Origin of the sequence: Sphaerochaeta sp. UBA5849 (genome assembly GCA_002432715.1) — a bacterium.
Taxonomy (GTDB): Bacteria; Spirochaetota; Spirochaetia; order Sphaerochaetales; family Sphaerochaetaceae; genus Sphaerochaeta.
This window is the reverse complement of sequence record DJGJ01000063.1, coordinates 1-10956: the sequence shown is the minus strand read 5'-3', so window position 1 is coordinate 10956 and position 10956 is coordinate 1. Positions and strand designations below refer to the sequence as shown.

The following is a 10956-nucleotide window of genomic DNA, read 5'->3' as shown; positions in this document are numbered from 1 at the left end:
ATTGGCGTAAATAAATCTATAATGCTCATGTTATTTTTGCACAATTCCTAAAATGTTGTTACAGGTTGCTGGCTACGACAGCTGTAGTAGAGCAAAAGCCTTTCTTTTTTCTAAAAAATATCACATTTGTCTTTACAAAACATAAAACATGTTCAAAGAATAATCGTATAATTCCGTGGCAGCGGAGATGCAGGACGGGAAGCCTGGTCCGTATCGTTGATATGAAGCCGCTGTTTCTCATATCCAATACACAACGTAACAAGCAGAGTAGGAGGCCTGGTTCGTGGCTGCGTGCCGCCTTGTACGTACCAATCCACAAAATTCCGAAAGAGTTGGAGCAGGACGGGAAGCCTGAATTGTAGCAATACCTTCAACCTTACACCATTCGTCTGGATATAAACCGCGGGACGGGAAGCCCGGTTCGCCGAGAGGCCGGAATATCTGAATTTTGATTGATTGGAGGATTCACAATGGAACGAACGATTGAAAACCTAAGGCAGGTTGTACGCGCCGGTCGCGCACTGATTCCTGCCGACACACTTATTCTGCACGGAAACCTGGTCAATGTCATGACCAGTGAAATCTATCCGGCAGACATAGCCATCTATCAAGATATGATTGTTGCAGTAGGCGATGTATCTGCGTATCGAGGCCCGAACACCAAGGTCATTGATGCGTCGGGCAGCTATCTGGTGCCCGGACTCATCGATGGGCACATCCACAGCGAGTGCAGCAAACTGAGTATCACCAGCTTTGCCAAAGCTATTGTACCCTCGGGAACCACGAGCATGGTCAGCGGCCTTGATGAGTATATCTCGGTCTCCGGTCTTGACGGCCTAAAGGAGGTGTTTGCCGAGATCAAGCAAAGTCCGCTCAAGGTTTTCTGGGGCGCTCCCTACAAGACTCCCTACACGTTTCCAACCTCGACTATTTCCTGTAATTTCGACCCAGAAATTCATAGGCACGTGCAACAGTGGCCTGAATGCTTTGGTGTCTGGGAGACCGTGAGGGAAGCAGTACAAGAGTTGGATGAAGACACTTTGGGTGCACTCTCGCTTGCGCACAAGAACCGCCTCCCGATTTTTGGTTGTGCCCCTATGGCGCGAGGCAATGATTTGAACGGGTATCTGTGTGCAGGCGTCCGTCTGGACCATGAAAGCTATGACCACCAGGAAGTGGTTGAAAAGTTGCGCAAGGGCATGCACATGGTCATCCGCGAGTCCTCGGTAACCCATTTCCTTGCTGAGAACATCCGCGCCGTAACCGAGGTGAATCCCGCCCTATCAAGGCGTGTGAGCTTTTGCACCGATGATGTCACTGCGAAAGACTTGGTTGAGAAAGGCCATGTAGACCACTTGGTGCGTCTTGCCATCAAAGCGGGTGTGGATCCCATGACGGCCATCCAGATGGGAACGATCAACAGCGCCGAGGCGTACAGGATCGACCACCTTGTCGGCTCCATCTCCCCGGGCCGTATTGCCGACATCCTGTTGGTGGACAATCCAAGCTCCTTCAATGTGCAAGCGGTCATCGCCAACGGGAAGTTGGTGGCCCGCAACCACAAGCTCACCTATGATCTACAGGCTCCGAAGCGAAGTAAGTTGCTTACCAGCGAACTGAAGTGCAAGCCTGTTACGGCAAAGGATTTTGAGTATCGCGTGCCATTGGCAAACGGCAAGGCAAAGGTCCTGTCAATGCAGGTCAAAGGTCCGTTTGTCCGCAAGCGTCGTGATGTGTGGCTGGATGTCGTCGACCATGTAGTGCAACCTGACACCAAAGAGGATGTCCTGATGGTTTCAGTGTTGGAACGATTCGGCATCAACGGGAACAAGAGTCTTGCTTTCTGCTCGGGCTGGAGTCTGAAAGCCGGAGCAATGGCCTCCTCGGCTGCACCGGATGACAACAACATCATTGTTTTGGGTGCCAATGCCGAGGATATGGCTGTTGCTGTGAATCATTTGATTAAGGAAGGCGGGGGGCAGGTGGTGGTCAAGGATGGAAAGGTCCTTGATTTTCTCTCCTTGCCTGTCGGAGGTATAGTCTGCGACCTCGAACCCGGGGAAGTGGCACAAAGGGAGGATGAAATCAACACAGCAGCACGGTTGCTTGGGTGTGATCTGCCCGAACCGTTGATGTACATGTTCTTTTTGCCAATCACGGCAATCCCCGACTATGCAATCACTGATGTAGGACCGGTTGACTGCATTGCTTTGACCACCTTCGATCCGATACTCGAACTTGTTGAACACACATAAGGAGCACTGAAATGGAACGAACTCTTGGACATGCTGGATTGTTTCGGCCGGGAGATCTCGGCGGTGTTGTCTATTCATATTTCGGAAACATCATCAATTTCATCATCATCGCCTATGCCCTTCAGGGTATAGGCTGGCCTGATTCCATCATCTACGGCAGGGTGATTCCCGGTCTGGCTGTCGGGTTGATGCTCGGCTGCATAGCATATGCATGGCAGGGCTATCGTCTTGCCAAGAAGACTGGCCGCAAGGATGTTACGGCCCTCCCTTCGGGTGTATCCACCCCGGCAATGTTTGTTTATCTGTACGGCGTAATTTATCCGTTGCATTACTCAGGGCTCTCTCCTGAGATGTGCTGGATGGCAGCCACAGCTGCTTGCTTTCTCGGTGGTTTCATTGAAATGCTCGGAGGTTTCATCGGGCCGTTCATCCGTCGCTTGATTCCCCGCGTCGCCATGCTCGGTACTGTAGCAGGCATTGGGTTGGTCTGGATGGCTACCGCAGGCCTGTTTGAAGTCTACCACGACCCGATTCTCGGTATGCCGGTTGTCATCATCGCCATCATCGGCCTGATCGGCGGGTATGTTTTCAAGAAACGAATCCCCATGCTTTTGGTCTCGGTGGTGTTCGGCATTGTCTGGGCCCTTTTCCTGGGCAGGGTCCAGGTCGATACATCGACCTTGGGCGTTTCTCTTCCCATCCTCTCCATCAGGGCGGTCTTTCAGGGTTTCAAGTACATCATTCCCTTCCTCAGCGTCATCATCCCGATCGAGGTGTACAATTTCATTGAGACGATGGATAACGTTGAATCGGCCATCGCTGCCGGGGATGAGTACAATGTCGGTCAGACCCAGATCATCGATGGTGCATGCACCATGGTATCCGCCCTGTTCGGCTCCGTTGTTCCCAATACCGTCTGGCTTGGTCATGCTGGTTTGAAGAAGAGTGAGACTGGAATATCCTACTCATGGATCTCTGCAATCCTGTATGCCTTGTCTTCCGTATTCGGGCTCTATGGATTCATGAACTCCCTGATGCCGGCCGTTGTTGCTTCGATTACCTTCCTGTGGTGTGCCATGTTGATGCTGGTCCAGGCTTATACCGACGTTCCGCGCCGTCACGGGGCTGCGTTGGCCATCGCCCTCATCCCTCATCTTGCCGATGGATTGTACACCTATGTTCGTGATGCCCTGGGTGCCTTCGGCATTTATCTGGAAGAGACGTTGACCATGAACAGTTCGGATGAGATCAGCCAAGCGATGATCAACTACGGTGTTGTCTGGAAGGGCGTTGTTGCCATGCATAGCGGGGCGATCATAACCAGTATCCTTTGGGCGACGGTGGTTGCATTCATCATCGACCGACGCTTGGACAAGGCAGCCATTGCCTTTGTGGTCGCTTCGGTGTTGTCGTTCTTTGGGTTCATCCACTCTCCGACTCTTGTCTTTGGTGTGGCTACGATGAGCTTCCCCTATGCAGTAGGGTATCTGCTTGCTGCTGCAATCTGTTATGCCATCCATCTGGGTCATAAGAAGTTCATGGATGTGCCTCGTCGGTATGACTACGTCTAAGGAGGAAGTAGTATGGATGTCAAATGCGTACGTGTTCTCAGAACCTATGAGGATGCCCAGGATACAAAGAAGGTAATCTATGTTGATGAAGCCGCCCGGTATGCCTTGATCAAGCAATGGGGAGACACCGTGATGGTCAGAGGCCGCAGGGATGTGAAGGATGTAGTGATCAAACCGTTACAGGCTCTCGATCAGGATGGGTTCATCGCCAGGGCCAGTCAAGCACTCATCGATGAGTTGTACATAGAGTACGGTGAAGAGGTGTTGTTGATTTGATGAATAAAGAAACATTGAAAAAATTAATCGATGTGGCCAGCGGCAGGCTTCCTGCCGACTTGGTCATCAAGAATTGCAAGGTTGTGAATGTCTATAGCGGTACGATTGTTGAGGGTGATATCGCCGTTTCAGATGGGATGATCGCCGGAGTCGGCAGCTATGAAGGGCTGAAGGAAATAGATGCAGGTGGGCGCTACGCCTCCCCTGGATTCATCGACAGCCACATTCACATCGAGTCCTCCTATGTAACACCTGAGGAGATGGGCAGGTTGGTGGTGCCCTATGGAACCACCACCATCATTGCCGATCCCCACGAGATCGTGAATGTGTGCGGTCTCAAAGGTTTGGAGTATATGCTGGATGCCTCATCCGAGACTGCCTTGGATATTCGCTTCATGATTCCCTCCTGCGTCCCGGCAACCCCGTTCGAGCATTCGGGGGCGGTCATTGATGCGGCTGCCATGCAAGGTCCCATCACGGATGAACGGATCTTGGGAGTAGGGGAGTTCATGGACTTTCCCGGTGTCATCAATGCCGAGACTGGAGCTTTGGACAAGTTGCTGTTGGCCCGCAGGATGGGCAAGCTTGTCGACGGGCATTCCCCCGGAGTTTCGGGCAAGGCGCTCAACGCTTATGCCTCAACCTTGATTCATACCGACCACGAGTGTTCCACTATCGAGGAGATGCAAGACCGTATCGAGCGTGGCATGTATGTGCTGCTTCGTGAAGGCTCTGCCTGCCATGAGTTGTCGCGACTGATGAAGGGGGTCACCCAGTACAACAGTAGACGCTGTCTGTTGTGCAGTGATGACCGCCAGCCGAAGACGATTTTGGAAAAGGGTCATCTGGATGAGCATTTGCGCATTCTTGTCGAGGCTGGAATAGATCCGATTGTTGCAATCCAAATGGCCAGTCTCAATGCCGCCGAGTGTTTCCGCCTTTTCGACCGGGGAGCGATAGCTCCAGGGCTGAGGGCTGACATCGTGTTGCTTGATGACCTGAAGAATTTCAGGGCGGATGCGGTGTTCATCGAGGGACGGTTGGTCGCAAGGGGTGGGCGATACCTGCTTCCGGTGACTCGTCACAGCATCGGGCAGGTGAGGGGAAGTTTCCATGTCAAGGATTTCTCGGTGGAGAAGTTGAAGCTGAAGCTCACAAGCGATGATGTCACTACCATCGACATTCTTCCCGGCGGGGTTGTTACTGCTAAAGGAAAAGCTCGTGTGGCGCGTGACGGTCAAGGGTGCTTTTACTACGATTCCTCCCAGGATATCGTGAAGGTTGCGGTTGTGGAACGACACCAATCCACCGGCAATGTCGCCGTGGCCTTGCTGCGTGGCTATGGCATTAAAGAAGGAGCAGTGGCTATCTCAATCGCCCATGATTCCCACAACATCATCGTCGTGGGGGTGAATGATGAGGATATGGCTGTAGCGGTTCAGTCCCTGATCGCCCAGAGCGGCGGGATGGTGCTGGTAAAACAGGGGCAAATTATTGCCTCCATGCCGATGCCGGTCGGCGGAATCATGAGTGACCAAAGTGGTGAGTGGGTGGATGGGAAACTGAGCGAGATTCATGAAGTGGCATATCGGGAATTACACATCAAGGAAGACGTTGAGCCGATTATGACTTTGTGTTTCATGTCTCTTGCCGTCATTCCCGAGATCAAGCTTACCGACATGGGCTTGTTCGATGTTACTACCTTCTCATTCATCCCTGTAGAAGCATAAATTTGTTGGAGGCGGGAATGCACTCCTCCCGCCTCCTGTAAATTCAGTGCAATAGGGTGTTCCTGCCTGAGTATTCAGTCTACAAATAATCCCAATCGCTGAGCGTAATCTCCAGATTCTCATAGTCGGGCAGCCAATATTGGAACAGGGCATACCCATCCTCGTCACACGCTTCCACGGCAACGATTTCTCTGTCATTTGTTTTGAAGAATGATTGCATATACGGCCATTTGGATAAATCGACGAGGATGCTTTCCCCGCTTGCAAGTACCTGCCCTTGTAGAATTTCCATGCTGTAGTCCGACTCGACGTTCTTCCCGGGGATGAGTATATACACCTCAAGAAGAGAGTATACTCTCCGTCATTGGTTACCTTAAGAGGGCGTTCTCCTTGTTGGCGTATGACGTGCTTGGGCTGGATCTCCACCTGCAGGGAATTCCCATCAGGTCTCCATTCGAGTGAGAACAGCTGTCCATTCTCCGCTTTGGCGTCCACTTGCAACAGGGCTCCATACCGATAGAGGATGATGGACTTCAAATCCGGATTGTCGGAGAATGGTATGTCTCTTGATTCTCCGGGTTTCAGGACCGTTTGGCCGAGCAGGTTCTTCCCATGTGCCCCCACCGCCCGCATGTCGGTAGTGGAAATATCCAAATATTTCAGTGTTGAACCGGTGGAATTGGTGACGGTGAAATAGGCAGGCGCGGGCTCTGAGGAAGGCATGAACGGCTCGTCGGGGATGTCAATGTATCCAACAGAACCTTCATTCGGCTTGATGACATGGCCCTTTGCATCGAGAAATACAAAGGTGGTATTCCATCCGTCGTAGGTATCCGAGCCTTTTATATACTCGGGCCCCTCCTTGATCAGGATGGTAACTGCTCCTCCGTCCTGATAGGTGAGCAGTTCCATGAGGACAGCAGCACTGCCTATGCTTGAATCCCAGTCGAACTCACCAAAGCCGTATACCGGCCTTGCCGTTCCGTTTGGAGGCAGCTCTAGGGTGAGTATCTCAGAGAATCTGCCTTTATAAGCTTGTGCAGTTGTTTCCCAAGTGATGGGTATTGCAGGTAATGGCCATACAACGAGGAAGGCGAAGATGCAAAGCACTAGCATTCGATGCTTCATAGGCTTCTCTCCTTACTGCTACTATAGCTAGGGTTTTTAGAATCATGGAAGATTTTTTTCTATTATTCTTCTAGCATGAAAGATTTTGTATTTTTTCAAAGTAATAAAACTATACAAATCTTGTACATTTCATGGTGTGTAGCTACAATCATGCGAGAGGAGTCCCTATGAGCAAAAAGAGAAAAGGCTGGTTCAAACGACTGTTGAAGTGGGTTTTCTTGGTTATTGTGCTGCTCTTGGCCATAACGACCTTGTTGCATGCAACGTACTTCAAGCAGCAATACAAGAAGGCACAGCCGAATGGTCAACTGGTATCAGTCTTTGATGGGACTATGCACATAAGCTCGATGGGGCAAGGCGAAGCAACCATTGTCCTGTTGCCCGGCATGGGTATCGGCCTTCCTTCAGCTGACTTCGGCCCGCTGATGAGAGAACTCAGCAAAAAGTATACGGTGGTTTGTGTAGAGTATTTTGGAATGGGTTTTTCCAGCCAGACACAGCGTGAACGTTCCAGCGCCAACTATGTAGAGGAAATTCGTTCAGCACTGAAAACAGCCGGATTTACTGCCCCGTATGTCTTGATGGGCCATTCGATATCAAGCCTTTACAGCGAATACTATGCTGCTGTATATCCAAACGAAGTCAAAGCCATCATTTCCTTGGACGGAACCTCGTCAGCCTACGATGCAAAGACTCCGGGTTTTGTAGCAGCGCTGCTTCCGATAGCAAAACTCCAGCAGACATTGGGAGTTCCCTCCCTGCTCGGCCCATTGGTGACCAACCGAAAAAAAACCTTGGAATTGGGCTACACCGAAGAAGAAATTGATCGCATGTTGCTGTTTGCCGGCTTTTCAGTCAACGATACGCTGCTCGAGCAGATGGCGCGGGGAGATGAGTTTGTCGCTCAGACCAAAGCTCTTGCCTATCCACCCGAAGTTCCCTACTTCAAGGTCATCTCAAGACAGACGTATGAGACACCCAATAAACAGTTATCCATTACACCTCAGGAATACCAAATGGAGCATCTCAAGAGAATTGGCCCACATGCTACGTATGAGGTGCTTGAAGGGACGCACTTCATTTACCAGACCAATGTGGAACGAATTGCCTCCATTGTGGATGAGGTGCTGAATACCTAAGCCTTGCTCACATACTCCTTCGCTTCCCGAAGCACCTGAGCAAGCACGATGAACACCATATCCAGCGCCTCTTGAGGTGGCAGGTTTCCGTTCTCCAGGCTTTGCTGCAGATTGGCACAGAGTTTTTGCGCCTGCAATGCCCCGATGGTACCACAGCTTCCCTTTGCCTTGTGGGCGAGTTCTGCTCCAGCGTGAAAATCCTGCTGGACAAGGGCCTTTCTCAAACTTGGAAGCAGTTGCTCCAACTCAGAAATAAAGGCGCCCAGTACTCTCAGGTAGAGATTTTTATCCCCACCCACACTGAAAACTCCCCGTTCGAAATCGATGCTCTTCCTCCTCTGATGGTAGGGAAGGGCTAGTTCAGCCACCTTGCTGATAAGCTGGTCGGGATCGTATGGCTTGCCGATCAGATCAGTCACCCCGATCTCCTTGCAGCGCCTGCGGACCGTCTCCATCAGGTCGGCACTGGTGACGATGATCGGGATGTTTTCGTTCTTCGACCTGATCAAGGTGGAGGATTCATATCCGTCCATCACGTCCATATGCAGGTCCATCAGCACGATATCGAGAATCTCTTCCAAGGCAAGGAACACCTCATACCCAAGCTTTCCATTGGCGGCAAGATGAACCGTCCAACCCTGACGCTGCAAAATTTCCTGGGCGATGATTTGGTTGGTGGAATTATCCTCAACCACCAGGATCTGCAGCGGGATATCCACAGAGGCTTGCACGCCTGACTCGCTTCTCTTTCTCTCCTCTTCCGCTCTCCCAAACAGCTGCAGCAATGCATTGAACAACACCGAGTTGATCAAGGGCAGGGGAAGAACAACGTCGATGAAGGCTGAACTCTTTATTTGGGAATCATCATGCACAAGAGCAAGGAGTCTTGATCGCTTGTTTTCCTGCTGTTCCAAAGCCTTTGCCAGAGAGTCGGGGAAAGCCAGACTGTCTGCAAGCTCAATGACAACCAGATCAAAGTAATTGCCGCTCTCCACTACTTTTGTTGCAAGAGAAGGTGAGGAGACTGACTCCGACTGAATGTTGTACTCCTTGAAAAGGGTCTCGATGTGATCATCGAGGTATCGGTCGGCGCAGACAACCAGAGCCTTGATTGCAGAGAAATCAACGATTCTTCTTCGCTCGCTTTCTTCGGCCGACCCAAGAAGGTCCAAGGTAAAGGGAACCGTGGCGGTGAATGTGCTTCCGGTCCCGAATTCACTGGTCACCGAAAGCTTCCCGCCCATTTTCTCCACCAAAGCCTTCACGATGGAAAGACCCAAGCCCGAGCCGCCGTACTTGCGGTGAATGGAAGCATTGGCTTGGACGAAGGGCTTGAAGAGGTTTTCAAGCTGCTCTGGACTTATACCGATACCGGTATCCGTAATTGCAAAACTCAGGGTGCATGATTGTTCGGTCAATGTCTGGACGGAAACGGAGAGCTCAATCTGCCCCTCTTCTGTGAACTTGACCGCATTGTTGAGCAGGTTGATCAGAATCTGGGAGAGGCNNGGGGTCGCCCATCAGGCGTTGCGGGACATCGTCTGTCAGGGAGAGCCTGAATTTCAAACCCTTCTGATGAATCAGGTAGGATTCGATGGAGATGCAGTTCTCAAGTACGTCATCCAAAGTGAAGGGGATGTGTTCCAGTACAATGCGATCCTCATCAAGACGCGAGAACTCAAGAATGTCGTTGATGATGCTCTGCATCGTCTGCGTCGCAGCGCTGATGGTCTTTACATACCTTAGCTGGGTGGTATCGAGGGAGGTTTTCTCAAGCAGATAGCTCATGCCGCGAATCCCGTTGAGCGGAGTTCGGATCTCATGTGATACCCGGGCCAGGAATCTGCTTTTCTCCAAGTCGGCCTGCTGTGCCAGCCTCTGAGCTGCATCCTTCTGCTTCACTGCATCCCTGAGACGGGATATCCAAAACAACGAACTGCCGATGATGATGACCAGGATGGATACAATAATGCTGATCCAACGGATAATCGGGCCCATGTCAGGACGACTTTCATAGCGGAGCCAACGGTCGAGGATCCCTGCCATCTCCTCCTCGCTTATGGAATCGAGGGCTTTTTGCATAATAGTTGCCAGCTGCGGCCAATCGCTGCGTACCGCCATATGCAGGTCCTGCAACCCTCCCTCCGAAATTGGAATGAACTGCAGCTCAGTCAAGCCAAGGGTTCGGCTCAGATAGATGCTGGTAGCCTCATTGCCAACGAAAGCCACCTCTTCGCCCCGGTTGACGGCAAGCAGAGCCTCCTCAACGGTATCGTACAGACGCATGGTGATCTCGGGATAGGAGAGAAGAAATCCTTCATGGGAACTATCCCGCTGGACAGCTACCTGACGATGTTCCAAGTCCTTGAAGGTGGTAATCGAAGTATTGCTCTTTTGCACGATGATAGCCCGTTGAAAATGCAAATAGGGCTTCAGGTAGGTCATATATTGCGCCCTTGCCTGGGTATAGCCTACAGCAGCAAGCAAATCGATCGACCTTTCGCGGCTTTTCTGCACCGTTTCAGTCCAACTCAACGACGGATCGTAGGAGAAACTCAGGCCGGTGCGCTCTGCGATGATGGCAAGTACATCGGCGGTGATACCGCCGTGTTTGCCTTCGTTGGAGATGAATTCGAAGGGCACGAATTTGGGGTCGATACCGATCTGAATGGTCGAATGCATGGCAATGAACCGTGCTTCCTCAGCACTGAATTGAAGCTCCGTTTCAGAACCGAACAACAAGGAACACACAAGAGAGAGTATCAGGAAACCAATGTTCACAACTTAAGCCCAACTCTCCCAAAATCTTAACAATTTGACTTGTGATTATGATGGAATTTGGTCTTCCGCTTGTTTT

General features: G+C 51.2%; 8 protein-coding genes. 5 read left to right on the top strand and 3 right to left on the bottom strand.

Annotated features, from left to right (window positions below; genetic code table 11):
- Window positions 1-470 precede the first annotated feature (470 nt).
- The 4 genes from B3K89_RS10745 to ade are packed head-to-tail and all read left to right on the top strand — an operon-like array spanning window position 471 to window position 5832.
- Window positions 471-2255, top strand: a complete 1785-nt coding sequence (locus tag B3K89_RS10745; protein ID WP_293895506.1) for an adenine deaminase — start codon at window positions 471-473, stop codon at window positions 2253-2255.
- A gap of 11 nt (window positions 2256-2266) precedes the next feature.
- On the top strand, window positions 2267-3826 hold the full coding sequence (locus B3K89_RS10740) for a xanthine/uracil/vitamin C permease (protein ID WP_293895509.1): 1560 nt from the start codon (window positions 2267-2269) through the stop codon (window positions 3824-3826).
- A gap of 12 nt (window positions 3827-3838) precedes the next feature.
- Complete coding sequence (locus B3K89_RS10735) at window positions 3839-4102, top strand: hypothetical protein (RefSeq protein ID WP_293895512.1); 264 nt, start codon at window positions 3839-3841, stop codon at window positions 4100-4102.
- A complete protein-coding gene (gene ade, locus B3K89_RS10730) occupies window positions 4102-5832 on the top strand; it encodes an adenine deaminase (RefSeq protein WP_293895516.1) in 1731 nt (576 codons plus the stop codon). The genes B3K89_RS10735 and ade overlap by 1 nt, the downstream gene beginning before the upstream one ends.
- On the opposite strand, the gene B3K89_RS10725 is transcribed toward ade, so the two are convergent.
- Window positions 5809-6960 (bottom strand): hypothetical protein, encoded by a 1152-nt coding sequence (locus B3K89_RS10725; protein WP_298503994.1) that lies wholly within the window; start codon window positions 6958-6960, stop codon window positions 5809-5811. The two genes, ade and B3K89_RS10725, sit on opposite strands and share 24 nt — an antisense overlap.
- 167 nt (window positions 6961-7127) lie before the next feature.
- Here B3K89_RS10725 and B3K89_RS10720 point away from each other — a divergent pair, with 167 nt between their 5' ends.
- Window positions 7128-8099, top strand: coding sequence for an alpha/beta fold hydrolase (locus B3K89_RS10720; RefSeq protein ID WP_293895522.1), 972 nt, complete (start codon window positions 7128-7130; stop codon window positions 8097-8099).
- On the opposite strand, the gene B3K89_RS10715 is transcribed toward B3K89_RS10720, so the two are convergent.
- Together B3K89_RS10715 and B3K89_RS10710 are read right to left on the bottom strand one after the other, a co-directional pair.
- Complete coding sequence (locus B3K89_RS10715) at window positions 8096-9583, bottom strand: ATP-binding protein (RefSeq protein WP_345907391.1); 1488 nt, start codon at window positions 9581-9583, stop codon at window positions 8096-8098. The two genes, B3K89_RS10720 and B3K89_RS10715, sit on opposite strands and share 4 nt — an antisense overlap.
- Window positions 9540-10781: a transporter substrate-binding domain-containing protein gene (locus B3K89_RS10710; RefSeq protein ID WP_422663659.1), complete on the bottom strand. Its 1242-nt coding sequence runs from the start codon at window positions 10779-10781 to the stop codon at window positions 9540-9542. The genes B3K89_RS10715 and B3K89_RS10710 overlap by 44 nt, the downstream gene beginning before the upstream one ends.
- Between the last annotated feature and the right edge of the window lie 175 nt (window positions 10782-10956).

Excerpts from the sequence above, each read along its gene's own strand:
- B3K89_RS10745 (WP_293895506.1), top strand. The coding sequence starts at position 471 with ATGGAACGAACGATTGAAAACCTAAGGCAGGTTGTACGCGCCGGTCGC.
- B3K89_RS10740 (WP_293895509.1), top strand. The coding sequence starts at position 2,267 with ATGGAACGAACTCTTGGACATGCTGGATTGTTTCGGCCGGGAGATCTC.
- B3K89_RS10735 (WP_293895512.1), top strand. The coding sequence starts at position 3,839 with ATGGATGTCAAATGCGTACGTGTTCTCAGAACCTATGAGGATGCCCAG.
- ade (WP_293895516.1), top strand. The coding sequence starts at position 4,102 with ATGAATAAAGAAACATTGAAAAAATTAATCGATGTGGCCAGCGGCAGG.
- B3K89_RS10725 (WP_298503994.1), bottom strand. The coding sequence starts at position 6,960 with ATGAAGCATCGAATGCTAGTGCTTTGCATCTTCGCCTTCCTCGTTGTA.
- B3K89_RS10720 (WP_293895522.1), top strand. The coding sequence starts at position 7,128 with ATGAGCAAAAAGAGAAAAGGCTGGTTCAAACGACTGTTGAAGTGGGTT.